This is a genomic window from Nocardioides speluncae (genome assembly GCF_003121585.1).
GTDB classification, from domain to species: domain Bacteria; phylum Actinomycetota; class Actinomycetes; order Propionibacteriales; family Nocardioidaceae; genus Nocardioides; species Nocardioides speluncae.
On sequence record NZ_QEOO01000036.1, the window covers coordinates 151,323 to 176,833 of the forward strand.

The 25,511-nt window shown below is 70.8% G+C and carries 20 protein-coding genes; 7 read left to right on the top strand and 13 right to left on the bottom strand.

The genetic code is table 11. The features are described from left to right. The first annotated feature begins 205 nt into the window (after positions 1 to 205). The 4 genes from DDV73_RS18555 to DDV73_RS18570 all read left to right on the top strand — a co-directional run bounded on the left by DDV73_RS18555 (position 206) and on the right by DDV73_RS18570 (position 8,136). Positions 206 to 5,452: an ExeM/NucH family extracellular endonuclease gene (locus DDV73_RS18555; RefSeq protein ID WP_161962458.1), complete on the top strand. Its 5,247-nt coding sequence runs from the start codon at positions 206 to 208 to the stop codon at positions 5,450 to 5,452. Between the two features lie 67 nt (positions 5,453 to 5,519). Continuing rightward, a complete protein-coding gene (locus DDV73_RS18560) occupies positions 5,520 to 6,029 on the top strand; it encodes a CinA family protein (protein WP_170126038.1) in 510 nt (169 codons plus the stop codon). A gap of 57 nt (positions 6,030 to 6,086) precedes the next feature. After that, the gene (locus tag DDV73_RS18565; protein WP_109508750.1) at positions 6,087 to 6,398 is read left to right on the top strand and encodes a helix-turn-helix domain-containing protein; all 312 of its coding nucleotides are present in this window, start codon (positions 6,087 to 6,089) and stop codon (positions 6,396 to 6,398) included. Positions 6,399 to 6,801: 403 nt separating this feature from the next. Continuing rightward, positions 6,802 to 8,136, top strand: coding sequence for an alpha/beta hydrolase (locus DDV73_RS18570; protein ID WP_276310137.1), 1,335 nt, complete (start codon positions 6,802 to 6,804; stop codon positions 8,134 to 8,136). 169 nt (positions 8,137 to 8,305) lie between these two features. Here DDV73_RS18570 and DDV73_RS18575 read toward each other — a convergent pair whose 3' ends face one another. The 5 genes from DDV73_RS18575 to DDV73_RS18595 form a co-directional block, all read right to left on the bottom strand. Beyond that, complete coding sequence (locus DDV73_RS18575) at positions 8,306 to 8,494, bottom strand: hypothetical protein (protein ID WP_109508751.1); 189 nt, start codon at positions 8,492 to 8,494, stop codon at positions 8,306 to 8,308. 25 nt (positions 8,495 to 8,519) lie between these two features. Then, positions 8,520 to 9,311 carry an Fpg/Nei family DNA glycosylase gene (locus DDV73_RS18580; protein WP_109508752.1) on the bottom strand — a complete coding sequence of 264 codons (792 nt, stop codon included), beginning with the start codon at positions 9,309 to 9,311 and terminating at the stop codon, positions 8,520 to 8,522. Beyond that, positions 9,304 to 13,851 (bottom strand): ATP-dependent helicase, encoded by a 4,548-nt coding sequence (locus DDV73_RS18585; RefSeq protein WP_109508967.1) that lies wholly within the window; start codon positions 13,849 to 13,851, stop codon positions 9,304 to 9,306. Before DDV73_RS18585 ends, DDV73_RS18580 begins: the two co-directional genes overlap by 8 nt. Before the next feature lie 114 nt (positions 13,852 to 13,965). Continuing rightward, positions 13,966 to 15,132: a hypothetical protein gene (locus DDV73_RS18590; RefSeq protein ID WP_109508753.1), complete on the bottom strand. Its 1,167-nt coding sequence runs from the start codon at positions 15,130 to 15,132 to the stop codon at positions 13,966 to 13,968. Between the two features lie 2 nt (positions 15,133 to 15,134). Continuing rightward, complete coding sequence (locus tag DDV73_RS18595; protein ID WP_109508754.1) at positions 15,135 to 15,734, bottom strand: RNA polymerase sigma factor; 600 nt, start codon at positions 15,732 to 15,734, stop codon at positions 15,135 to 15,137. 110 nt (positions 15,735 to 15,844) lie between these two features. Between DDV73_RS18595 and DDV73_RS18600 the strand changes: the two genes are divergently transcribed. Then, positions 15,845 to 16,225 (top strand): hypothetical protein, encoded by a 381-nt coding sequence (locus DDV73_RS18600; protein WP_109508755.1) that lies wholly within the window; start codon positions 15,845 to 15,847, stop codon positions 16,223 to 16,225. A gap of 89 nt (positions 16,226 to 16,314) precedes the next feature. Further along, complete coding sequence (locus DDV73_RS18605) at positions 16,315 to 17,091, top strand: SDR family oxidoreductase (protein ID WP_109508756.1); 777 nt, start codon at positions 16,315 to 16,317, stop codon at positions 17,089 to 17,091. Positions 17,092 to 17,109: 18 nt separating this feature from the next. Here DDV73_RS18605 and DDV73_RS18610 read toward each other — a convergent pair whose 3' ends face one another. The 8 genes from DDV73_RS18610 to DDV73_RS18645 form a co-directional block, all read right to left on the bottom strand. Beyond that, positions 17,110 to 18,327 (bottom strand): hypothetical protein, encoded by a 1,218-nt coding sequence (locus DDV73_RS18610; protein WP_109508757.1) that lies wholly within the window; start codon positions 18,325 to 18,327, stop codon positions 17,110 to 17,112. Positions 18,328 to 18,333: 6 nt separating this feature from the next. Then, on the bottom strand, positions 18,334 to 18,837 hold the full coding sequence (locus DDV73_RS18615; RefSeq protein ID WP_109508758.1) for a SigE family RNA polymerase sigma factor: 504 nt from the start codon (positions 18,835 to 18,837) through the stop codon (positions 18,334 to 18,336). A gap of 141 nt (positions 18,838 to 18,978) precedes the next feature. Then, positions 18,979 to 20,118: a M23 family metallopeptidase gene (locus tag DDV73_RS18620; protein WP_109508759.1), complete on the bottom strand. Its 1,140-nt coding sequence runs from the start codon at positions 20,116 to 20,118 to the stop codon at positions 18,979 to 18,981. Further along, positions 20,115 to 20,627: a SigE family RNA polymerase sigma factor gene (locus DDV73_RS18625; RefSeq protein WP_109508760.1), complete on the bottom strand. Its 513-nt coding sequence runs from the start codon at positions 20,625 to 20,627 to the stop codon at positions 20,115 to 20,117. The genes DDV73_RS18620 and DDV73_RS18625 overlap by 4 nt, the downstream gene beginning before the upstream one ends. Positions 20,628 to 20,727: 100 nt before the next feature. Further along, positions 20,728 to 21,645, bottom strand: coding sequence for an NAD-dependent epimerase/dehydratase family protein (locus DDV73_RS18630; protein WP_109508761.1), 918 nt, complete (start codon positions 21,643 to 21,645; stop codon positions 20,728 to 20,730). 25 nt (positions 21,646 to 21,670) lie between these two features. After that, positions 21,671 to 22,246 carry a dihydrofolate reductase family protein gene (locus DDV73_RS18635; protein ID WP_240617357.1) on the bottom strand — a complete coding sequence of 192 codons (576 nt, stop codon included), beginning with the start codon at positions 22,244 to 22,246 and terminating at the stop codon, positions 21,671 to 21,673. Positions 22,247 to 22,272: 26 nt separating this feature from the next. Continuing rightward, the gene (locus DDV73_RS18640) at positions 22,273 to 23,601 is read right to left on the bottom strand and encodes an FAD-binding oxidoreductase (RefSeq protein WP_206050950.1); all 1,329 of its coding nucleotides are present in this window, start codon (positions 23,599 to 23,601) and stop codon (positions 22,273 to 22,275) included. A gap of 10 nt (positions 23,602 to 23,611) precedes the next feature. Continuing rightward, positions 23,612 to 24,466: a helix-turn-helix domain-containing protein gene (locus tag DDV73_RS18645; RefSeq protein ID WP_109508763.1), complete on the bottom strand. Its 855-nt coding sequence runs from the start codon at positions 24,464 to 24,466 to the stop codon at positions 23,612 to 23,614. Between the two features lie 90 nt (positions 24,467 to 24,556). Here DDV73_RS18645 and DDV73_RS18650 point away from each other — a divergent pair, with 90 nt between their 5' ends. Beyond that, on the top strand, positions 24,557 to 25,510 hold the full coding sequence (locus DDV73_RS18650; protein ID WP_240617358.1) for an ABC transporter ATP-binding protein: 954 nt from the start codon (positions 24,557 to 24,559) through the stop codon (positions 25,508 to 25,510). The last annotated feature ends 1 nt before the right edge of the window (position 25,511 follow it).

Below are 25,511 nucleotides of genomic sequence, written 5' to 3' on the forward strand. Positions count from 1 at the left end.
GTTCCCACGTCACACCCACCTAGGGACCCTGGCCGCAACCGGTCGTTCACCAGAAGGGGCAACCCTGACCCCCATCTCGGGGTTATCGTGACGCGGTCACGCGTCTGGTCATCGCCCGAAAGGTCGCCAAACTTTGTCCTCCCCTGCCAACGGCCCCGCAATCAGCCGGGCACGTCACCACCGTCGCGCGCTCGGGGCGCTCGCCGTGGCTGCACTGGTCGCTTCGCCACTTGCCGCCTCGCTCACGTCCTCGTCCGCCAACCCGGCCGGCACCGGCCTGGTCATCAGCGAGGTGTACGGCGCCGGTGGCAACTCGGGGGCCGCCTACAACGCCGACTACGTCGAGCTCCACAACCCGACGGCTGCCGAGATCTCGCTGAGCGGGCTGTCGATCCAGTACCGCTCGGCCACCAACGGCTCGGGCGGTACGCCGTACGCGCTGACCGGCACGGTCCCGGCGGGCGGCCGCTGGCTGGTCCAGATGAGCGGTACCGGCGCCACCGGCGCCGCGCTGCCGACCCCGGACTCGGTCGCGACCCCGGCGTTCAACATGGGTGGCTCCGCCGGCCAGGTCGCGCTGATCAACGGCACTGCGCCGTTCACCGGCACCGGCAACGTCGCGGGCAACGCCGGCCTGGTCGACTTCGTCGGGTACGGCGGCACCGCGGTGACCTTCGAGGGCACCGGGCCGACCGCTGCCCCCTCGGCGGCGGCCTCGGTCAACCGCAACGACGCGGGCGCGGACACCGACCAGAACGGCGCTGACTTCGTGGCGGCCGCGCCGAGCCCGCAGGGCCAGGGCGGCGACCCCGAGCCCCCGGAGGAGTTCGAGGGCACGATCGCGGAGATCCAGGGCACCGGCGCGGCCTCGCCGCACCTCGGCAAGAACGGCACCACCCAGGGTGTGGTCACCGCGACCTACCCGACCGGTGGCTACAACGGCTTCTACATCCAGACGCCTGGCACCGGCGGCGCGACCGACGCGACCCCGGGCGCCTCGGACGGCCTGTTCGTCTTCGGCCCGTCCTTCGACGAGAACACCCTCGCACCGGGCGACCTCGTCGAGGTGACCGGCCCGATCAGCGAGTTCGAAGGAACCACCGAGATCACCGTTGCCGCCGATGGCGTCACAGAGTTGGCCGACGCTCACGACCCGGTGACTGCCCTGGCGGCGGCCTACCCCACCACCGAGGCGGACCGCGAGGCTCACGAGGGCGAGCTGCTTGCGCCGACCGACAACTTCGTTGTGACCAACTCGTTCGAGACCAACCGGACCGCGGCCATCGGCTTGGCCACCGGCGGCAAGCCGCTGCTCCAGCCGACGGACGTGGCACGGCCGGGTACGCCGGAGCTGCAGGCGGTCAAGGACGACAACGCGAGGCGTGGGGTCCTGCTGGACGACGGCGCCAAGATCGACTTCCTGCCGAGCGGCGGGGGCGCCAATCAGAACATTCCACTGCCGTACCTCAAGGCCGACAAGTCGATCCGGGTCGGTGCGAAGGTGACGCTGACCGAGCCGGTGATCCTCGACTTCCGGGCCGAGTCCGGCAGGGCGAGCACCGCGGCGTGGCGGCTCCAGCCGCGCCACCAGGTGACCGCGACCGACGCCGGCCCGGCGACGTTCGAGGACACCCGGGCGGCCAACGCCAGCCCGCAGCCCGTCCCCGGTGACCTGCACCTGGCCACCTTCAACGTGCTGAACTACTTCAACACCACCGGCGAGGCGTTCGTGGCTGCGGGTGGTACCTGCACCTACTTCAACGACCGCGCCGGCAACCCGGTCGCCAACAACCAGTGCACCCCGAACGGTCCGCGCGGCGCCGCGCAGACCGAGGACTTCGAGCGGCAGCAGGCCAAGATCGTCACCGCGATCAACAAGCTGGGCGCCGACATCGTCGCGCTGGAGGAGATCGAGAACTCGGTCAAGCTGATCGGCGAGACCAACCGTGACGACGCGCTCTCCGCGCTCGTCGCCGCGCTCAACGCGGCTGCGGGCAGCGCGGTCTGGGACTACGCCGTCTCGCCGGCCGCCGCCGATCTTCCGGCGCTCGACGAGCAGGACGTCATCCGCAACGCGTTCATCTACAAGCCGGCGACCGTCGGCCTAGTCGGCCCGTCCAAGGTGCTGACCGGCAGCGCGCCGTTCGCCAACGCGCGCGAGCCGCTGGCGCAGGCGTTCAAGCCGGCCGGCGCCGAGGACTCCGAGGCGTTCGCGGTGGTCACCAACCACTTCAAGTCCAAGGGCGGCTCCGGCACCGGCGACAACGCCGACACCGGCGACGGCCAGGGCGCGTTCAACGGCGACCGGACCCGGCAGGCGGCGGCGCTGGTCGAGTTCGCGAACGCGTTCGCGGCCGAGCGCGGCACCGACAAGATCTACCTCGCGGGCGACTTCAACTCGTACAGCAAGGAAGACCCGATCCAGGTGCTGGCAGACGCCGGCTTCACCAAGATCGACTCGGACACCGAAGGGGAGGCGTCGTACAGCTTCTCCGGCCTGTCCGGCTCGCTCGACCACGTGCTGGCCAACCCGGCCGCGCTGGCCACCGTGGCCGGTGCCGACATCTGGGAGATCAACGCCAACGAGCCGGTGGCCTTCCAGTACAGCCGGCACAACTACAACGCGACGCTGTTCTTCGACGCGGACAGCCCGTTCGCGGCGTCCGACCACAACCCGGAGATTGTCGGCATCAACGCCGACGAGCCGACCGGCCCGGTGACGCTGAACCTGCTCGGGGTCAACGACTTCCACGGCCGGATCAACGCCAACACCGTGAAGTGGGCCGGCACCGTCGAGCAGCTGACCGCCGAAGGCGGCGAGGACAGCACGGTGATGGTGGGTGCCGGTGACCTGATCGGTGCCTCGGAGTTCGCCTCCGCGGTCGCCGGCGACCAGCCGACCATCGACATGTTCAACGCCCTCGGGCTGGACGCGTCGGCGGTGGGCAACCACGAGTTCGACAAGGGCTGGGTCGACCTGCGTGACCGCGTGATCGGTCCGGAGAACGACCGGAACGCGCTGTGGAGCTACCTCGGCGCGAACGTCTACGCCAAGGGCACCCAGGACCCGGTGCTGCCGGAGTACGCGCTCTACGAGATCCAGGGCGTGACTGTCGGCGTGGTCGGCGCTGTCACCGAGGAGACCGGCTCGCTGGTCAGCCCCGGCGGCATCACCGAGATCGAGTTCGGCAACGCCACCGAGGCGGTCAACCGGGTCGCGGGCGAGCTCAGCGACGGTAACGCCGAGAACGGCGAGGCCGACGTGATCGTGGCTACCTTCCACGCCGGCGCCACCCAGGGCGTGGGCTCGAACTACGAGACCGAGGTCGCCAAGGGGGGCGAGTTCGGTGACATGGCCAACCTGGTCGCGACCGTCGACGTGATCTTCAACGGTCACACCCACCAGGCCTACGCCTGGGACGCGCCGATCCCGGGTCAGCCCGGCAAGTCGCGGCCGATCATCCAGACCGGCCAGTACGGCGACAACGTCGGCCAGGTGAAGCTGACCGTCGACCGGGAGACCGGCGACGTGCAGTCCTACCAGTCGCGCAACGTCGCCCGGACCACCGTGCCGGACGCCGACCTGGTCGCGCAGTTCCCGCGCGTGGCCCAGGTCAAGACGATCGTCGACCAGGCGCTCGCCAACGCCGCTCAGATCGGCAACCAGCCGGTCGGCGAGGTGTCCGCGGACATCACGACGGCGTTCCTCAACGGCAGCTACGTCAACGGCAAGTACACCGGCGGCACCCGCGACGACCGGGCCTCGGAGTCCACGCTCGGCGACCTGGTCGCCAACGCGCTGCGCGACGGGCTGCCGGCCGAGATGGGCGAGGCGGACCTCGGCATCGTCAACCCGGGCGGTCTGCGAGCCGAGCTGCGGTACGCCGGCGACACCGCCAACAACCCGGCCAACACCGACGGCGTGGTCACCTTCGCCGAGGCCAACGCGGTACTGCCGTTCGTCAACAACATCTGGACCGTCGACCTGACCGGCGCCCAGCTGAAGGCGGTGCTCGAGCAGCAGTGGCAGCCGGACGGCGCCTCGCGTCCGTTCCTGTCGCTCGGCCTGTCCGACAATGTGCGGGTGGTCCAGGACCCGGCGCAGCCGCGGGGCTCCCGGATCGTCTCGGTCGTCGTCGGCGGCGAGCCGCTCGACCCGGCGGCGACGTACACGGTGTCGACGTTCAGCTTCCTGGGCACCGGCGGTGACAACTTCACCGCCTTCACCCAGGGCACCTCGCGCGACACCGGCCTGGTCGACCGTGACCTGTGGATCCAGTACCTCCGGGACCACAAGCCGCTGGCGCCGGACTTCGCTCGCCAGCAGGTGGTGGGTGCCGGCATCCCGGCCGATGTCGCGGCCGGTGACCAGGTCCACTTCACGCTGAACAAGCTGAACCTGACCTCGCAGGGCAGCCCGGAGAACACCTCGATCGACGTGTTCCTCCGCAACGCCGAGGAGACGGTCAAGGTGGCGACGGTGCCGGTCACCAACGGCTCGGCCACGGTGGACTTCACCGCGCCGTCGAACCTGACCGGCCGGTTCACGGTCGCCGTCCAGGCGACGCCGTCCGACACCTTCGTCGGGCTGCCGCTGACCAGGACCACGACCACGACCACGGCGACCGCCGACGAGATTGTGTACGGCGCCGGCGGCGGTGTGCACGTGACCGTCCAGGCGGAGACCACGGCCACCGGTGACGTGAACGTCTACGAGGGCGACACGCTGCTCGGCACCGGCAGCCTTGCCGGTGGCGCGGTCGACGTACCGCTGGCCGGGGACCTGCTCGACATCGGCACCCACTCCCTCCGGGTGGAGTACGTCGGCGACGAGAACAACCGCCCGTCGTCGACCACGCTGACGGTCAAGGTGGTCAAGGCGACGCCGCAGATCAACGCGGTGATCTCCCCGACCACGCTGAAGGTCAAGAAGGACACCGCGTCGGTCTCGGTGACGGTGACCGCCACCGGGTTCACGCCCACCGGCGTGGTCGCGGCGTACGTCAACGGCCAGCTGGTCGACGCGGTCAACCTGGAGGACGGCAGTGGCTCGCTGGTGGTCGGGCCGTTCGGCCAGGTCGGCGACCGGCCGGTGCTGATCCGCTACTTTGGTGACGACTTCGCCAAGGCCGGCGAGGTCACCAAGACGGTCAAGGTGGTCAAGCAGACGCCCAAGCTGACGCTGACCCACTCGCCGTTGAAGGTGGTCGTGAACGAGACCAAGGCCAAGCTCAAGGTCGAGGCCGTCGCCAGCGGCCTCGTGCCGACCGGCACGGTCACCGTGAAGATCGGTGGCACGGTGGTCAAGACCTCCTCGCTGTCCGAAGGCCAGACGACCGTCACGCTGCCGACCTTCGGCAGCACCGGCAACAAGACGGTCACCGTCACCTACAGCGGCAGCGGTACCGCCAACCCCGTCACGGCCACCCACACCATCCGGGTCACGCGCTAGACCAGGTCGTCCCTCTCACCGAGTGCCACTGCGCACGGTGAGGGGGACGACTGCGTATTCTGCGGCTGTGCACGAGCTGGCGGCCGCTGCGATCACAGCCCTGAAGGATGAGGGGGCGACGCTGGCCACCGCGGAGTCGCTGACCGGTGGGCTGCTTGCGGGGCGGGTGACGGGGGTGCCGGGCGCGTCTGCGGTGTACGTCGGTGGCGTGGTGTCCTACGCGACCGCGGTGAAGCAGCGGCTGCTCGGCGTACCCGACGAGGTCGTCGCGGAGTACGGCGTGGTGTCGGCCGAGTGCGCGACCGCGATGGCGGAGGGTGCTCGCGCGCTGCTGGGCTCGACGTACGCGGTCAGCACGACCGGCGTCGCCGGACCGGACCGGCAGGAGGACAAGCCGGTTGGCACCGTGTACGTCGCGGTCGCGGGGCCGTCGGGCACCACGGTCGAGGCGCTGACGCTGGCGGGGCAGCGGGCAGCGATCCGAGACTCGACCTGCGCGGCCGCGCTGGCGACACTTGTGGCAGCTTTGTCCACAGATCAGGCCGGCACTGCCCGGGAAGAAACACCTCTCGGGTAGCGTTGGCCGTGGTCAGAGTCGGAAGCAGAGCAAGACCTCACAGGAGAGGATGGGCCCATGGTGCTTTTTCGTCGGCTGCTCGGCGACGTGCTCCGCAGCCAGCGGGTACAGCGCGGCATGACCCTGCGCCAGCTCTCCGCCGGTGCCCGGGTGAGCCTCGGGTACATCTCTGAGATCGAGCGCGGCCAGAAGGAAGCCTCCTCCGAGCTGCTCTACTCGCTCTGCTCCGCGCTCGACGTGCCGCTGTCCGACGTGCTCCGTGAGGTCAGCGATGCGGTGGCGCTCGAAGAGGCCGCCCTGGTGGCGCCGGTGAGCATTGGCTCGCCCGCCCTCAAGCGCGCCGACAGCCCGGACTTCGCCGCCGCCTGAGCCCGCGGCCGGTTCCTGCCATTGCCGGAATACGCCAGCCTGCTGGCTGGACTTAAGTGCGGCCGCCACGACAGGCCGACCGGGCTTTTGTCAGCAGCCCAGGGAGCAGACTTGAAAACGCATTGCAGCCGCCTTGTCGGCCGTCACTTTGACCCTTGGCCTCACCGCGAGCACCATCGCGGCCGATGCCACCCCAGCCCGCACCGCCGCACCGGCTACCGCCGCCGCGGCCGGCTACGTGCCACCGCCGATCCAGTAGCAGGCGTGCACCGACCCCGACCTCGTTGAGGCCGGCGCCAAGTGTGGCTACCTGACCGTCCCGGTCAATTACGCGAATCCGGGCGGCAAGAAGATCAAGCTCTACGTCTCGCGGATCCTGCACAAGTCGTCCGATGAGGACTACCTGGGTGTCGCGCTCACCAACCCGGGCGGCCCGGGTGGCTCCGGCGTACGCCTGTCCCGCCTCGGTGGCTGGATCCCGAACGGCGTCGGTGACCGCTTCGACTGGATCGGTTTCGACCCGCGCGGCGTCGGCCAGTCCAAGCCGGCGCTGACCTGCAGCAAGACCTTCCCCGGTGGCGACGACCGTCCCAACTACGTCCCGCACCGGGCCGCGGACAAGCGCTACTGGAGGACCCAGACCGCCAAGTACGCCGCCGCGTGCGGCCGCTCGGCCGTCGCGAAGATCGGGCTGCTCAACCACCTGAAGACCAAGGACTCGGTCGCCGACATGGAGAGCATCCGTAAGGCTCTCGGGGTCAAGAAGATCAGCTACTACGGCTTCTCCTACGGCACCTACCTCGGCCAGGTCTACGCCACCAAGAACCCGACCCGGGTCGACCGTTTCGTCTTCGACGGCAACGTGAACCCGGGCAAGGTGTGGTATCAGGCGAACCTCGGCCAGAACGTCGCGTTCGACCTGAACATGGACCGTTACTGGAAGTACCTCGCCAAGAACCCGGACGCCTACAAGCTCGGCACGGACTGGCGCGCCATCAAGCGCGGCTACTACGCGTTGCTCAAGAAGCTGGACCGGAAGCCGGCGTACCAGGGCAAGCTCGGTCCCGACGAGCTCAGCGACGCGATGCTCGGTGCCGGCTACTACGTCTACGGCTGGGTCGAGACCGGCCTGGCGTACTCCAAGCTGGCCCGCGGCAAGGGCGGCAAGGCCGTCTACGACATGTACGGCGGCGGCGGGCTCGGCGACGACAACGGCTACGCGATGTACAACGCCACCCAGTGCACCGACGTGCAGTGGCCGAAGAGCTGGGACCGCTGGGAGCGTGACGCGTGGCGCCAGCACTCCAAGCACCCGTTCCTGACGTGGGGCAACACCTGGTACAACGCGCCGTGCCTGAACTGGAAGGCCAAGGCCGGCACGCCCACGAAGGTCACCGGTCGCAACGTGAAGTCAAAGATCCTGCTGATCAGCGAGACCTTCGACGCGGCGACGCCGTACTCCGGGAGCCTGGCGGTGCGCCGCCTGTTCCCGACCGCCTCGCTGATCGAGGGCGTCAACGGCACCACGCACTCCGGGTCGCTGAGCGGCGTCCCCTGTACCGACAACACCGTCGCGCGCTACCTGGCCACCGGCCAGGTGCCGAAGCGGCTCGCGGGCAGCCGCTCTGACAAGAAGTGCCGGCCGGTTCCCGCGCCGCAGCCGGGTGCCACACTCGCCCGGCCCGGCATCCCCGCCGAGGACCGTGCCGCGCTCCTCGGCACCATCCCCGGCCTCTAACCGACCCGGCCCTTCTTCACGCCGGACGACGCCGACCCGGCCCTTGTTGACGCAACCCGCGTTAACAAGGGCCGGGTCGACGCGTTTCTACGTGAAGACGGGGCGGGTCGGCGTGTTTGTGCGTGAAGACGGGGCGGGTCGGCGTGTTTGTGCGTGAATACGAGCCGGGTCAGCGGGACTGGGCGGCGAGGAGGGCGAGGACGATGAGGGCGAGGAACGCCCAGACCACCCACGAGCCGAACAGACCTGAGCCTGAGCGACCTTTGCTACCGCGACCGAGCGCGAAGGTGTACAGCGCGCGGACCAAGATCACGATGCCGACGATCAGTAGCAGTGTCTTGGCGGCATCGTCGCTCATGGGCGTCTCCTTCGATTGACGGCAGTCAGGGTGCCGGCTGGCAGGCCGGGCACCAGTATGTCGCCCGCTCGCGGCCGGGCTCGCCGGTCATGGTGACCTCCACGGTGGTGTCGCACCGCAGGCACGGCTGCCGCTCGCGGCGGTAGACCCAGGTACGGCGGCCGCGCCGCAGGTCACCGGTCGTGGTCTGCTCGGCTCGCTCCTTGTTGGCCTCCAGCATCGCCTTGGCCCGATGCACCATCCGCTCCAGCTCGGGTACGGCGGCGACCGGCGTGGCTGGATGTACGCCGCTGGTGAAGCACAGCTCGCTGCGGTAGAGGTTGCCGATGCCGGCCAGGCAGGTCTGGTCCAGCAGCGCCTCGGCGATCGGCCGGTCCGGGTGCGCCCGGAGCCGGCGTACCGCCTCGGCCTGGTCCCAGTCCGGCCCGAGCAGATCGGGGCCGAGGTGGGCCACCGCGTCGGGTTCGCGCTCGCGGGGGAGGAGCTCGACGATGCCGAGCGAGAACCCGACCGCCTGGCGGACCGCGGTGGTGAGTACGACGCGGGCCTGATGGGCCGGCCGGCGCCAGCGGTCGCCCTTGGCGTAGACCTGCCACATCCCCTCCATCTTGAGGTGGGTGTGCAGGGTCCACAGATGGTCGCCGTCGATCCGGGTGAGCAGGTGCTTGCCGCGGGTGGTGGTGCCGACGACGGTGGCGCCAGCGAGGTCGGCGGTCGCCAGGTCGGGTACCCGGAAGTCCGTTTTGGTGAGCACCTGGCCGGCGAGCGCGCGGTCGAGTACTCGGGCCGTCCGCCAGACGGTGTCGCCCTCAGGCACGGATCCGCAGTCCTTTGGGGGTGGCGACGAAGCCGGCCGCCTGCAGCGCCACCCGCAGTGGAGTGGAGCCCGCCCCGAGCAGCTGCTCGCCGTCGGCCTTCTCCACCGTCAGCCGGCCGAGCTCGCCCCGGCGGACCGCGTCGGCCAGGGCCGTTGCTGCCGGGACGAGATGGTCGGAGTCGTCGGTGAACGTCAGCAGCGTGCGGCCGCCGCGCTCGACGTACAGCGTCAGCTCGCCGTCGATCAGCACCACCAGGGCGCCGGCCTTGCGACCGGGGCGGTGTCCCGCGCCGTCGCCGTCTGCTCCTGCCGTGGCCCGGTCCGGCCAGGGCAGCGCGGCACCGAAGGGGTTGGCCGGGTCGGTCGCTGCCAGCGTCACCGCGACCGGCTTGGCGTCGGGCGGGGGCTCGGCGAAGGTGCGCAGCCGGTCGATCGCGCCGGCTGTGCCGAACTGCGCCGCTCCCAGTCCCTCGACGAAGTAGCCACGCCGGCACCGGCCCGAGTCCTCGAAGGCCGACAGCACCTTGTAGACGGCTGCGAACCCGCCCGGCAGTCGCTCACTGACCACGCCGCCGCGGGTGACGATGCCGTGCCGGTCGAGGAGGGCCTCGGCCGCGGCGTGGGCCCGGCGGGTCGGGTCGGCGTCCACCTCAGGAAGCAGCGACCAGCGGCCGGCTGTCTCGGGCGGGCCCGTCCGCGAGGGCATCGCAGCCCTGCCGACACCGCGGGACGGCCCTCGGACGCCGCGGGTCCGCGGCGGTGGCCGGCGGGTGCGGTGGGCAGTGCCGCCGGCGCGGGTGAGCGCACGCAGCGGGGCCAACGTGTCGTTGCTGACCCGGGACGCCCAGACCAGCTCCCACAGGGCGTCGGCCAGCTCGCGGTCCGAGGTCGACCCGACCGCGTCCGCGAGCTGGCGGAAGAACCAGGCGCCTCCGGGCGCGAGCGCGTCGAGGATCGCCTGGTGGAGCTCGGAGTGCTCGAATTCCTGCGGCTCGGGCATGGTCAGCTCGGCCTGGTCGGCGAGGTGGAGCGAGACCCAGCCGTCGGTGCCGGGCAGCGAGGCGTGGCCGGCCCAGACCGCCTCGCCGGTCGCGGTCAGCTCGTCGAGCATCGCCGGCTCGTAGTCGCGGACCCGGGCGGCCAGCACCAGTGGCTCCAGCGCCGAGGCCGGCACCGGGCAGCCCGCGAGCTGCTCGATCGCGGTGAGTACGCCGTCGACGCCGCGCAGGCCACCTCGGTTCGTCGTCACCTGCTGCCAGGCGGGGAGGAACCGCGCCAGCGCCGCGGCCGGCACCGGCTCCACCTCCTTGCGCAGCCGGGCCAGCGAGCGGCGGCGCAGCTTGCGCAACACCTCGGCGTCGCACCACTCGCTGCCGGAGCCGGCCGGGCGGAACTCGCCGTCCAGGACCCGTCCCTGCGCGGCGAGCCGCTGCAGGGTGTGCCGGACCACGGCCGCGCCCAGCCCGAGCCGGGTGGCCACGTCGTCGGTGGTGAACGGGCCGTGGGTGCGCGCGAACCGCGCGACCAGGTCGCCGAGCGGGTCCTCGACCGGATCGGTGAACGCCTCGGGAGTGCCGGGCGGGACGGGAGTGCCGAGCCCGTCGCGGAGCCGGCCGATGTCCTCGACGGCGACCCAGTGGTCGGCGCCGGCTATCCGGACCTCGACCGCGCGTCGTACGTCGGCGAGGGCGGTCAGCCAGGCAGCCGCGTCGCTTCCGTCGAGACAGCGCGCCTGGACCTCGTCGGTGGTCAGCGGACCGAGAAGGCGGAGCAGGTCGGCGACACCTTCGGCGTCGCGCACGCGTCGGTCGGGCGCCAGCCGTTGCAGCTCGGCCTCGACCTCGGTGAGCACCGCGGGGTCGAGCAGCTCGCGCAGCTCCGCGCGGCCGAGCAGCTCGGCGAGCAGGCCCTGGTCGAGGGTGAGCGCGGCGGCCCGGCGCTCGGCGATGGGGGAGTCGCCCTCGTAGACGAACTGGGCGACGTACCCGAACAGCAGGCTGCGCGCGAACGGCGACGGCTGTGGAGTGGCCACGTCGACCACCCGCACCTCGCGCCGCTCGACCCTGCGCATCAGCCCGGTCAGCGACGGCAGGTCGTAGACGTCCTGTAGGCACTCGCGCACCGCCTCGAGGACGATCGGGAACGACGGGTACCGGGCCGCGACCTCGAGCAGCTGGGCGGAGCGCTGGCGCTGCTGCCACAGCGGCGAACGGCGCCCCGGATCGCGGCGGGGTAGCAGCAGCGCGCGGGCCGCGCACTCGCGGAACCGGGAGGCGAACAGCGCCGACCCACCGACCTCGCTGGTGACGATCTCCTCGATCTCCTCGGGGTCGAACACGATGGCGTCGCCGCCGGGCGGGTCGGCGTCGGTGTCGGGGATCCGGATCACGATCCCGTCGTCGGAGGCGATGGCCTGGCCGTCGACGCCGTACCGCTCGCGCAGCCGGGTGTTGATCGCCAGCGCCCACGGCGCATGCACGGGCGTGCCGTACGGCGAGTGGACCACCAGCCGCCAGTCGCCGAGCTCGTCGCGGAACCGCTCGACGAGCAGGGTGCGGTCGCTCGGCAGCAGGTTGGTGGCCTCGCGCTGCTCGTGGAGGTAGGTGACCAGGTTGGCCGCGGCGTACTCGTCGAGGCCGTCGGCCCGGACCCGCTGCTCGGCCTCGGCCTGGGGCAGCGCGACCAGCTCGCGGGTGAAGGTCCCGATGGCCTCGCCGAGCTCTGCGGGGCGGCCCAGGGTGTCGCCCTTCCAGAACGGCAGCCGCGCGGGGATGCCGGGCGCAGGCGTCACCAGCACCCGGTCGTGGGTGATGTCCTCGATCCGCCAGCTGGTGGCGCCGAGCGCGAACACGTCGCCGACCCGCGACTCGTAGACCATCTCCTCGTCGAGCTCGCCGACCCGGCGCCCCGGACCGGAGCCGCCGACCAGGAAGACACCAAAGAGTCCACGGTCGGGGATCGTCCCGCCGCTGGTCACCGCCAGCCGCTGGGCGCCGGGCCGGCCGGTGAGGGTGCCACTCACCCGGTCCCACACGATGCGGGGGCGGAGCTCGGCGAACTCGTCGGACGGGTAGCGGCCGCTCAGCAGGTCGAGGGTGGCGTCGAAGGCGCTTCGCGGCAGCTGGGTGAACGACGCGCTCCGGCGGACCAGCTCGAACAGCTCATCGACCGGCCACGCGTCGAGCGCGGTGGCGGCGACGACCTGTTGGGCGAGTACGTCGAGCGGGTTGGTCGGCACCCGCAGCGACTCGATCGCGCCGTTGCGCATCCGGTCGACGGCGACCGCGGTCTGGGCTAGGTCGCCGCGGTGCTTGGGGAACAGCACCCCGCGCGACACCTCGCCGACCTGGTGGCCGGCCCGGCCCACGCGCTGCAGGGCACTGGCGACGCTCGGCGGCGACTCGATCTGGATCACCAGGTCGACCGCGCCCATGTCGATGCCGAGCTCGAGGCTAGAGGTCGCGACCACGCACGGCAGCCGGCCGCGCTTGAGGTCGTCCTCGATGATCGAACGCTGCTCCTTGGAGACCGACCCGTGATGGGCCTTCGCGATCACCGCCGGCGCGGCGTACGACGCGCCGGACTGGGCCATGATCTCGGCCGGCGACTCGACCGCGCGGTCGACGGCCTCGCCGGCCCGCTCGGCGGCGATCTCGTTGAGTCGGGCGGTCAGCCGCTCGGAGGTACGGCGGGAGTTGGCGAACACGATCGTCGAGCGATGCTGCTCGATCAGGTCGACGACGTGCTCCTCGACATGGGGCCAGATCGAGGAGCTGCGGGCGTCGTCCTCGAAGTCGCCGCCGAGCGCCGTCATGTCCTCGACCGGCACCACGACCTTCAGGTCCCAGCGCTTCTCTGACGGTGGCGCCACGATGTCGACCGGCGCCGTACCGCCGAGGAACCTGGCCACCTCCTCCAGCGGCCGCACGGTCGCCGACAGCCCGATCCGCTGCGCCGGCTTGGGCAGCAGCGCGTCCAGCCGCTCGAGGGTGATCCCGAGGTGGGCGCCGCGCTTGGTCCCGGCGACCGCGTGCACCTCGTCGACGATCACGGTCTCGATCCCGCGCACCGCGTCGCGCGCCTGCGAGGTCAGCATCAGGAACAGTGACTCCGGCGTGGTGATCATGATGTCCGGAGGTGTGGTCGCCAGCTTGCGGCGCTCGCCGGCAGGGGTGTCACCCGACCGGACGCCGACCCGGACGTCGGGCACCGGCGCGCCCAGCCGGTCGGCGGTGTGACGGATGCCGGTCAGGGGCGAGCGCAGGTTGCGCTCGACGTCGACCGCCAGCGCCTTCAGCGGGGAGACGTAGAGGACCCGGCAGCGCGCGAGCTTGTCGGCGGGCGCAGGCGTCGAGATCAGCCGGTCGATCGACCACAGGAACGCGGCCAGGGTCTTGCCGGAGCCGGTCGGCGCGACCACCAGCGCGTTGCGGCCGGCACCGATCGCCTCCCAGGCACCTTCCTGGGCGGGCGTCGGCTCGGCGAACGCCGCGCCGAACCAGGCGCGGGTCGCCTCGCTGAATCGGTCGAGTGCGGCCATGTCGCCCATCTTGACGCACGGCACCGACAGTCAGCGCCGGGTAGGCCCGCTGGTTGAGGGGGCCTTGGTTTCGAGACGGTTGCTGCGCAACCTCCTCAACCAGCGGTGTCTGGTCTAGGCGCAGCCCCAGCCCTGGCGCCAGCTGTCGAAGGTGCGGTCGTCGGCGAGCTCCTGGACGAGGTCGGCCGTCACGTCCGCGTAGTCTCCGTCGTCCATCGCCTGCAGCACCGCCCAGTCCGCGCTGCCCTGGAGAGTGTCGAGCGCGGCGTCGTCACCGTCGATGTACCGCTGCGCCCAGCCACACAGCACTTTGGACGCGAAGCTGGCACGGGCGTGGTAATCCGACTGCGGCAGCTCAAGGTCGGCCACCGTCACCGTCATGCCCTGTGGCAGCGGCACGCCCTGGCCAGCCTGGTCGAGGAAAGCCTGGCCCTCACCAGGGGTAACGGTCGCCCGGTCGATTACGGCGTTCCAGGCCTGACCGTTCACGCGGGAGAGCTGCGCCATTACGGCGTCGTACTCCGCCTCGTCGATCACGGAGGCGTCGAACTCCAGGAAGAAGTCACCGACCGGCGGCAGAACCGTCATCACGCGCAGGTTGTTGCCCGGGTCCTCCCCGTCCGGTCCAAGTGTCGGCTCGGTTTCCACGTAGAGGCTCTGGTCGCCCGACTTCTTCAGGTCGATGGCCTGATGGAAGGCCTCACCCTGCTGGCCGAGGACGGTGGCGTCCCGCGCCGGCCCGATGTCGCGCCGGTCGGCGAGGTAGGACTGATACTCCGAAGCGGGGTACCACGTCACCTGCAGCGCCTGCTTGCCCTTCGACCAGGACAGCGAGCCGCCGTACACCTCGTCGTTGTTGAGGTTGCTGATCTGCCACGCGCCGTCGTTGAGTACGACGTGGTACAGGTTCTCGGGCGTCGGCGGCAGGCCGGGGTCGGCCTTCGGCGGCTTGGCCTGGGCGCGGTTCTTCTCCAGGCCTGGTTTCGGGTCAGCCTTGACCGAGCTCGCCGGGCCTGGGTTGGCCGGGCCGGCGCCGTCATCACCCCCGCGGATGACGACACCTCCTGCGACCACCGCGGCAACGGCAGCCGCGGCCGCCACCGGCAGCACCCACCGCCCGTGCCGGCGCAGCAGCGGGTGCGCCCGCAGCGGGGTCTTCTCTTTCGTCGTGGACATGATCTCCTCCATCAGCTCGCGACCCTCGGCATCGAGGTCGAGGGCTACCCGGGAGGGCGCGTACGGGTCCGCGGCCTGCATGGCTCGGACATCGTCGCTGGTCATGTTCATCGCCCCTTTCCGGGTGCGGGTTGTGGGAGCGAGGCTCCCTGGACGTCGAGTTCATGTCCGCCAGCGGCGCGGGCGTCTCTTCCTACTTTCGAGCTGACCTCCGGGCCGAGCTCGGCACGGAGCCTGGCCCGGGCCCGGGACAGACGGGTGCGGGCGACGCGGGGAGCGATGCCGAGCACGATCGCGATGTCCTGCGGCGCCAGGCCCTCCCAGGCGGAGAGCCGGAGCAGCTCGCGGTCGCTCGAGCTGAGCCGCTCCATCGCGCTGTTCACGCTCAGCCGGAGCGTGACGTCGCCCGCCGGGTCGGGTACGACGCGCGTGGCCAGGGTCGCTCTCAGCCGGGCGCCGAGCCGCTCGCGGCGCAGCGCCGACCGGGTCTGGTTGGCCAGCACCTTGCGGCACACGCCGTACAGCCAGGGGAGTGCCTCGCCGCCGTACGGCACCCGGTCCAGCCGCCGCCAGACCACGGTGAATGTCTCGGCCACCACGTCGGCGGCGTCCTCAGGCTGCGGTGTCCGGCGGAGCGCGAACCGCAGGACGTCACGGAAATGGGCGTCGTAGAGCGCACGGAAGCGCTCTTCGGGCGGGCCGCTCATGTCATCTCATGTCCGGCTGGGTGGACGGCGTTACAGCGCATCCAGAACCGATGACGTCATCCAGTCGGCACGAAGCGAACGCAGCGGTCATATCGGTACATTTCTCCAGCATGAAGAATCTCGGGAAGTACTGGGGTTACGTCGCCCTCATTGTCCTCATCAGCGCGTGGTGGCTCAGCGAGGTCGGGCCGCTGTTCCTAGTCGTCTTGTCGTTGGCCGTCACCCTCTACTTCCTCTTTCAGGCTCCAGTCTGGTGCGGTGCCATGACCCGCAAGAACCAGTTCTGCAGGAACAACTCTTCCGGTCTCCTGTTGGGCTGCAGCAACCGCCAGCACAAGTGGCAGAAGCTCAAGCTGACCGTCGTGCCGCCAAAATGGCGCGAGCTGACCCAGGGGCTCTGGACCAATCCGTCGACCTGCTTGGCGACAGTGGCCACCGTTCTCGGCATCCTCTCGACCGGCGCGGCGCTCGTGAAGACCGTGATGGCCTGAGGCCGGATAGTCCTCGGGCCATCGCAGACTTTGGTCAGCGCTTCGGCTGGCACCTGGCGCGGAGATAGAACACGTTCTACTCTCAGTGCATGATCCTCGACGGCAAGACAATCCTGATCACGGGCGTCGGCGATGGGCTGGGGCGGGAGTGCGCGGAGAGCGCATATCGTCAGGGCGCCAACGTGGTGATCGCCGCCCGCAGCGCCGACAAGCTCGCCAAGTTCGCCGAGGAGCTGGACCCGAGCGGGGAGCGGGTGCTCGCGGCCCCCACCGACATCACCGACCAGGAGGCGTGCGACGCGCTGGTCGCCGCGACGGTCGAGCGGTTCGGGACGGTCCACGGGCTGGCCCAGGTGGCGGCGTACGAGAACGCCTGGGGCGGGCTCTACGACGCCAAGGACCAGGACTGGCACCGGGCGCTGGAGATCAACGTGCTCGGCCTCTACAACGTGCTGCGGCCGGCCGCGAAGGTGATGAAGGCGGCCGGCGGCGGCTCGGTGGTGGTGATCGGCTCGCAGTCGATGTTCAAGCCGTCGCTGCCACAGGTCGGGTACGCCGCCAGCAAGGGCGCGCTGCTGACCTCGGCGTACTACCTCGCCGACGAGCTCGGCCCGGACAACATTCGGGTCAACATGGTGGTGCCGTCGTGGATGTGGGGGCCGCCGGTGGAGCTGTACGTCGACATGCTGGCCACCGACGGCAAGACCCGCGAGGACGTGCTCGGCGAGATCACCGGGAAGTTCCCGCTACGCCGGATGGCCGAGGACGGAGAGGTCGCCGACGTGGTCGCCTTCTTCCTCTCCGACCTGGCCAAGGCCGTCACCGGCCAGCACCTGCAGGTCAACTGCGGGGAGCTGAGCCGGTGACCGCTCGGGCCTAGCCGCTCACCGCTGCCAGCCGGCGTCGGCGGCGATCTGGGCCAGCTCGTCGAGGGTGAGCGCCCCCTGACCGCCGGCCGGCAGGTAGTAGCTGAGGTAGACCCGCCGCTGCTCGCCCTCGACCAAGACCAGCTGGAAGTTGCCCGGATCCTGGTTGAGGACCGACCAGGTAGTGACCGTCTGGCCGTCCACCGTGCGCTCCTCGCAGACGGCCGGCTCGTCGGGCTGGCAGCCGTCCGCCGGCACCAGGTCCGCGGTCATCTCGTCCAGGTCGACGCTCAGGGTGCCGCCGCCGGCGAACGTGCCCTCCAGCTTCGTCCCGTCGTCGTCGGTTCCAGACTTGTGGCGGTACGTCGCGGCGTCGTCGCCGAGTGCCTGGAGCAGTGCCCGCTTGGCGTCGGTCGCCGACATGCCCGGGACCACCCGCACCTGCTTGAGCGGCGGGTCCAGCTCCTCGGCGGTGAGTACGGCGGCGATCTGCCGGTCGGAGATGCCCCAGTCGTAGGTCGCCTCGGTGTCCCAGTCGGGCCTGAACTTGGGCGCGTCGCCGCCGTACTGCATCCCCATGGAAAGCTGGATCACCGTGCCGTCAGGCTGCTTGTAGGCGTACGAGGCGTGCTCGTCGTCACCCTTGGTACCGATCATCTTCGCCACCACGCCACCGGGTAGCTCGACCTCGCGACACTGGTTGCCGTCGTCCGGCTTCGATCCACACTCTGCGAGGGTGCCACCCCACCCATTGGCGATGGAGACCTGGACGATGGGCCGCGCATGGGGATCGGCCGACTGGGGCACGCCGGGATGCTGCCAGACGAAGTAGAGCGACGCGCCGATCTCGCCGGACTCGCTGCCCCCGCCACAACAGCTGGCGCTCGGCTTGCCGACGACGTACTGGTTGTCGGCGTCGATGATCCGGCGTACGACGCCGATGTTGGCGTCGTTGACCCGCTTCTCGTTGGCGGAGTCCATGACGACCCACTTCGACTCCTCGGCCCGCGGCTGCGGGCTGGCCGGAGCGGTGTCGTCGGGGTTCTCGGGAAGTGCGGCACGCGCGCCCATCGCGCCACCGACGAGTACGGCGGCGGCCAGGACCGTGGCACCGCCGGCGGCGTACCGGTGCCGCCGCTTCGAGACCTGCGCGCGATGCAGGAGATCGGGCACCTGAATGCCGCTGGTGTGGCCGTCCGCGGCGTCGCGAAGGCGGGTCCGGAGCTGTTCGGTCATGGTCGGCTACCTCGTCTCGGTGAGTTCGATGTCGAGCTGGTCCCGAAGGGCACGCAGGGCGTCGGACGTCTGCCGCTTCACGGTCCCCTCCGCGCAGCGCAGGGTCTCTGCGGTCTCGGCGATGGAAAGGTCGGCGAAGTAGCGCAGCACGATGCAGGCCCGTCGCCTCGGCGTGAGCGTGGCGAGCGCCCGCACGATCTCGTCCCGGTCGTCGATGCCTCCGGTCTCGTCGGCGACCAGGCGTACCGGAAGGTCGTCGGTGCTGGTCTCGCGGCGCCAGGGCCGCCGGGATCCGTCGATGAGGACCCGCACGGTGGCGCGCCGGGTGTACGCCAGCAGGCTCTCGCGCCGCTCGACGCGGGGCCACGCGCGGTACACCTTGATCAGTGCCTCTTGGACCGCGTCCTCGGCCCGATGCCAGTCGCCACATATGAGATAGGCGGACTTACTGAGTCCGGGGATTGCGGCGGTGGCGAAGGCCGCGAAGTCCGCGTCGTACGACCGGGTCACGAGTGCTCCTTCGTTCGGTGGTGTCACTCAGGAGACGGAACAGGTCATACGCCGGGTTGAGTGGTGTCGCGCTGTTATCGAGACGAGACAAGGGGCGGATCCGTTTCCGGACCCGCCCCTGGTGCTCGTGCAGCGGCGGCCTCAGTCGCTGAGGTCGACCTTCACGCCGTGCTGGGCCAGTGCGTGGGCTGGGTCCACCGGGTCGCCACCGCCCGGCCTGACCTCGAGATGGAGATGCGGCACGACGGAGTTGCCGGTCGAGCCGACGTACCCGATCACCTGGCCGGCCCGCACCCGGTCGCCCTTCTTGACCTCGAACCCTGACATGTGGGCGAACCACAGCTCGGTGCCGTCCTTCAGCTGGATCACGACCCGGTTGCCATAAGCACCCTTGTAGCCGGCGGCGGTGACCTTGCCGGCGGTGACCGCCTTGATCGGCTTTCCGTACTTGCACTTGAAGTCCAGACCGGTGTGATACCCGCTGCTGTAGTAATCCTGGCGCTGGCCGAACGTGTCTCCGATGCGGCACCCCTCGACCGGCCTCACCCACTGCGCTTTGTCGGTGGTCTGGCCCGACGGTGCCTCGGGTCGGCCGGGGGGCCTCGACTTGGGGGCGTTCACGTGGACCCCGTGCTCGGCGAGCACCTTGACCGGGTCGAGTGGCTTGCGGCCGTCCGGCCTGACCTCGAGGTGGACATGATCACCGAAGGAGTTCCCGGTGGAGCCGACGTACCCGATCACCTGGCCGGTGCGGACCCGGTCGCCCTTCTCGACCTCGAACGCCGACAGATGGTGGAACCGCAGCTCGGTGCCGTCCTCCAGCTTGAGGACGATCCGGTTGCCGGCCTCGCCCTGGTAGCCGACGGCGGTGATTTTGCCGGCGGTGATGGCCTTGATCGGCGTGCCGTAGCTAGTGGCGAAGTCGAGGCCGGCGTGGAAGCCGCTGCTGTAGTAGCCGCCTTCCATACCGAAGGTATTGGTGATCCGGTAGCTGTCGACCGGCAGCACCCACGGCTCGCCTTGTCGGGGCTCCGCCGCGGCGGACTTCGACGGTGCCTGGGCCGGGTCCGGCGCGGCGCCGCCGGACGAGGCGAGCGCTTGGAGGCCGAACCCGCCGCCGGCGAGTACGACGGCCGTGGTGGCCGCGGCGGCGAGGCTGACCCTGGTCCGGTGGCTGCGCCGGTCGGCGCGGGCCCGCCGCAGCAGGTCAGGAAAGTCGGTGCGCAATGGCACGCCCTCGTCGTCGGCGGCCTGGGTGAGTCGGTGGTGAATGTCGTTCATCGTGAGCTCCCGTGTTCCACAACCTCGCTGACGAGCGGACGCAGCGCCTTGAGCGCGTCGGAGGTCTGGCTCTTCACCGTGCCCTCCGAGCAGCCAAGTGCGCGTGCGGTCTCGGCGACCGACAGGTCGTGGTAGTAGCGAAGGACGACGCAGGCGCGCCGCCTTGGGGTCAGCGACGACAACGCAACGAGTACGGCGTCCTGCTCGACGTACGCGGTGGCCGGGTCGGCCACCGCGTGGTCCAGGTCGGCGTGCCCGCTGGTGCGTTCCCGGCGCCAGGGGCGCCGCGACTCGTCGACCAGCACCCGTACCGCGGTTCGTCGCGCGTAGGCGAGCAGGCCTTCTCGCCTCTCCACGCGACGCCACGAGCGGTAGGTCCGGATCAAGGCTTCCTGCGCCGCGTCCTCGGCTCGGTGCCAGTCGCCGCAGACCAAGAAGGCGGTACGCCGCAGCTGTGGCAGCGCAGACGCCGCGAACGACGTGAACTCCTCGTCGTGGGACTTGCTCACGCCGGATCCTCTCACCAGGGGTCAGGTTGTCGTCGCCCCACAGACGGAAACCGCGGCCCGCCCGGTTGGGCGGACCGCGATTTTTTCTTCTCTCGCCGGCTCAGCGAGGGTTGTCGGCGCGCCAGGCGACGTAGTCGGCGACCGCCGCGGCGACGTCGTACTCGGGCGCGAACCCGGTCTCCCGGGTGAGCCGAGTGATGTCGAGGTAGGGATCCTCGCCGGGGCCATGCTGGCGGCCGGGCAGGAGGTCCAGATCCAATCCCGGTGTGACCGCCCGCAGCGCCTCGGTGAGCTCGCGGTTGGTGTACGGGCGGCCGCTCGACACGTTGTAGGTGTCATGCGCCAGGGTGTCCGCGGTCGTCAGCAGCGCGATCGCTCGGCCGGCGTCCGGTGCGTAGCAGACGTCACCGCCGTCGTCGGCGTACAGCGGCTTCGGCTGCTCGCCGCGGAGCACCGCGCTGATGTACGGCGGGACGTAGCAGAACGGCGACTCCGGGTCGACGAGCGGACCCCAGACGGTGCCGATCCGCAGGATCACGGGCTGTACGCCGCTGCCGGCGAGCGCGTTGGTGGTGAGCGGCTCGACCGCCTTCTTGAACGCGATGATCAGGTGCGGCAGCTCGGTCGTCGGCAGGTCGAGCCCTTCGTGCCACGGAACCTCGTTCCGGCCGATGTAGGCGCCCAGGCTGCTGGCGACCGCGAACCTGCCCACGCCCCAGGCCCGGGCGGCGTCCAGCGCGTTGAGCAGCCCGGTCAGGTCGGTCCGGAAGTAGTCGACCGGATCGTCGGGGATGGAGCCGGCAAGGTGCACGATGTCGCTGATCTGGTGGCGGTCACCGAGGGCCAGGAAGGCGTCCCGGTCGTTGGTGTCGAGCCGTTCCACAGTGACCCGCCCAGCGAGGAACGACGGGACCTCGGCCCGGCGGTGCGAGGTGACCACGACCTCGTGGCCGAGGTCGACGAGCGCGCGGGCGGTGTGGGCGCCGATCATGCCCAGCCCTCCAGTGACCAGGATCATCGGACCACCTCGTAGTGCAGGTGGGTCACGCCCGGCGCCGGGATCGCCTGCAGCAGCCGCAGGTGCACGTGCTCGGGAGCTCGTTGAAGAACCGCCGGCCGCCGCCCAGCAAGACTGGAATCTGGTGCAGCACCACCTCGTCGACAAGCCCGGCGGCGAGCGCCGCGGTGGCGACCCCGCCGCCCATCAGCCCGATGTCCTTGCCGCCGGCGATCTTGCGCGCCGCGGCGATGGCGTCCTCGATCCCGGTGGTGACCAGGGTCTGCGCGTCGCTGATCGCGGCTACGGGTCCGTGGCTGAGGACGACGAGTGGTGCCGTCGGGTGGGGGCTGCCGCCGCCGAAGTTGCTGGAGTGCTCGTAGGTCACGCGCCCCGCGACCGTTGCTCCGTCGCGCTCGGCGAGGGCGTCGAAGAACTGCGCGCTGGGCTCGCTGAGCTTGAACCCGTCGAACACCTCGCTCGGCGTGTCCCCGTTGAAGTACCAGTCGAAGAGCATCGGCGCGTCACCGAGACCGCGGCCGAACTCTTCTTTGCCGTCCGGCGTACGGCCGCTGATGTAGCCGTCGACCGAGACGGAGTGGGCACTGATTACCTTGCTCATGTATCTCCTTCTGCTCTGTTGTCTGCTCAGATGGCTTGCGGGAAGTCGAAGAACCGGTGTGGGTCGTAGCGGCGCTTGACCGCTGCCAGCCGCGGGTAGTTACCGGCGTGGTACGCCGCGGCGCCATCCTCCAGCGCCGGGTCGGGGAAGTTCGGGTAGACCCGCCCGGTGCCGTCGGTGTGCGCCGTCGCCCAGGAGCGGTCGACCCACGGGTCGGCCGCGTCGGCGATGTGCTCCAGCAGGAAGCGTGCGCCGCGATGGGCGAAGGCGGTCGCCTCCTCGGCGACCCGGTTGTAGGCGCCACCCATCGCGGTGAACGCGAGCTCTCGGCGGCCGGAGGTCCTGGGTGCGGCGAGCTGGCGCAGCAGCGAGGCGACGGTCGGCTCCGCCATCGGGGCGGTGAAGAACTCCGACCGGAGCCTTACGGCGTGACCGGGTGCCTCGAGCGGGTCGAGGTCGGCGAGGGTGTGCTTCAGCCGGTGGAATGGCAGACCAGCGCGCAGGTCGAGCTCCGGGGTCGCGCCGGCCCGCTCGGCGAGCTCCCGCAGCAGAGCCCGGGTCGGTTCCTCGTCGAGGGTCGCGGCGCCGACGAGACGGGCCTGGACCGGAGCGCCGGGCTCGGACGTCAGGGTCAGGTTCACGGTCAGCTCGTCCGGGGCGTCCGGTGCCCAGGCCTGCCAGGCCGCCACCAGCTCCGGAACGCCGGAGTCCGTCCAGCGCGCCTCGATCCGGGTGGTTAGCGGCTCCGGGACCGCGGCGAACCGGAGCGAGGTGACCACGCCGAACTGACCGCCACCCGCGCCGCGAAGCGCCCAGAACAGGTCGGCGTCGTGGTCCTCGTCGCACTCCACCACTCGGCCGTCGGCGAGCACCACCTGCGCGCCGACGAGGCGGTCGCAGGTCAGGCCGTGCTGACGGCCGAGCAGCCCGATCCCGCCGCCGAGGGTGAGGCCGGCGATGCCGACGGTCGGACCGCACCCGGCCGGGAGGGTGCGGCCCGCGGCGTGCAGGTCGGCGTACACCTGGCCGAGGCGGGCGCCGGCGCCGATGGTGGCTGTCCCGTCGGCCGCCACGGTGACGCCGGCGAGGCCGGAGGTGTCGAGCACGATCCCGTCGGTCGACGAGCGGCCCGCGAAGCAGTGCCCGCCGCCGCGCGGGACGAGCCGGTCGCCGCTCGCCGCGGCGTACCCGATGACGGTGACGACGTCCGCGACCGAGTGACACACCACCACCAGCCGCGGACGCACGGCCTGGTACGTGGCGTTGACCGGGCGTCGGACCGCGTCGTACGCCGGCGAGTCGGGGCTGAACAGGTCGCCATCGAGTGAGTCGGCGAGCTCGGCAAGGACTGGCACAACGCCGAACCTAGGCGCCGGGGCTCCGTCGGTTCTTGAACAAATCGCGCCTGTTCCGGGTCGCGAGGAAAGGCTGGTACGACGCGACATGATCGTGGCCGCAGCTGCACCGGTCGAGGTCACCGCCGAGCAGTTTGCGTGGGGTCAGGCCGGTCAGCCGGAGGCACTCCCGACTGAGGTGGGCCTGGTCGGCGTACCCCGTGTCGACCGCGAGCCCGGCCACGCCGTCCGCGCCGGGCCGGCCGGTCGCCGTGGCGCCGGCCTGGGCCAAGGCGAGGAAGCCCTGGAACCGCAGCGTGCGCTGCAGCGCCTTGGGGCTCATCCCGACCGCGTGCAGGCAGCGGCGGCGCAGCTGGCTGGTGGAGAGAGCCAGGTGCGTGGCGAGGGTGTCGATGTTGACCGGGTGCCAGGGCATCAGCGCCAGTACGGCGGCACCCACGAGCGGGTCCGGCCGGTTCGCCGCGCGGTACTCCTCGACGAGGTGTGCCTGCAGGAACATCAGCGCCCGCTCCGGCGTCCCGGCCGCCGCCATCGCGTCGACCAGGCGTTCCGTCGTACGTCGCCACAGATCGGTCAGGCTCAGCCGCTGGTCGACCAGGTCGTCGAGCGCGGCCGGCAGCGGTGGCGCGGCCCCAGGATGGAAGCGAACTCCCACGAGCGTGGTGTGTGGGGGCATCAGCTCCAGCACCGGGCCGGTCAGCGGGCCGAGCAGCCACGGCTCGCCGCCGATCGGGAAGTGGATCTCGATGCCGCCCGTCGGTAGGTGGCGCTGCAGGTACGGCGCGTCGCCGGTGCGCTGGGTCCAGACCGTCCGCACCACTCCCGCAAGCTGCGGGAGCGGCGGCCGCTCGACGTAGGACTCCATTGCCGGTCATCGTCGCACCTCGGGTGCTCGACCACCGAGGTGCGACTAATCCGGATGAGACTGTCGGAACCGGCGTCTAGGGTCACTTGGGTGAGCGACTCCTTGATCTACGCGGCGGGCCTGCGCAAGTCGTTCGGCGGCAAGTCGGGTGACGCCGTCGAGGCGGTGCGCGGCGTCGATGTGGAGGTACGCCGCGGCGAGGCGTTCGGCTTCCTCGGGCCCAACGGCGCCGGCAAGTCGTCGACGATGCGGATGATCGCGGCGGTGTCGCCGCCGAGCGGCGGCGTACTCCGCGTGCTCGGGATGGACCCGGCGGTGTCCGGCTCGGCGATCCGGGCCCGGCTCGGCGTCTGCCCGCAGGAGGACACCCTCGACAACGAGCTGAACGTGCGCGACAACCTCTGGATCTACGGCCGCTACTTCGGGATCCCCCGGCCCGAGCTGAAGGAGCGGGTCGACGAGCTGCTGGAGTTCGTGCAGCTGACCGAGAAGGCGAGGAGCAAGGTCGAGGACCTCTCCGGCGGCATGAAGCGCCGGCTCTCGATCGCGCGTTCGCTGGTCAACCGGCCGGACCTGCTGCTGCTCGACGAGCCGACCACCGGGCTCGACCCGCAAGCGCGGCACGTCGTGTGGGAGCGGCTGTTCCGGCTCAAGCAGACCGGCGTCACGCTGGTGCTGACCACCCACTACATGGACGAGGCCGAGCAGCTCTGCGACCGATTGGTGGTGATGGACAAGGGCCTGATCGTGGCCGAGGGGTCACCGCTCGACCTGATCCGCGAGCACTCCACGCGGGAGGTCGCCGAGCTCCGGTTCGGAGTGGCCAGCGATGGTGACAGTCACGAAGCACTCGCCGCGAAGGTGGAGGACCTGGCCGTGCGGGTGGAGGTGCTGCCGGACCGGCTGCTGCTCTACAGCGAGGACGGCGAGGAGACCCTGGTCAAGGTTCACGAGCGCGGCCTACAGCCGGCGGCGGTGCTGGTCCGTCGCTCGTCGCTGGAGGACGTCTTCCTGCGCCTCACCGGCCGGACGCTGGTCGACTGAC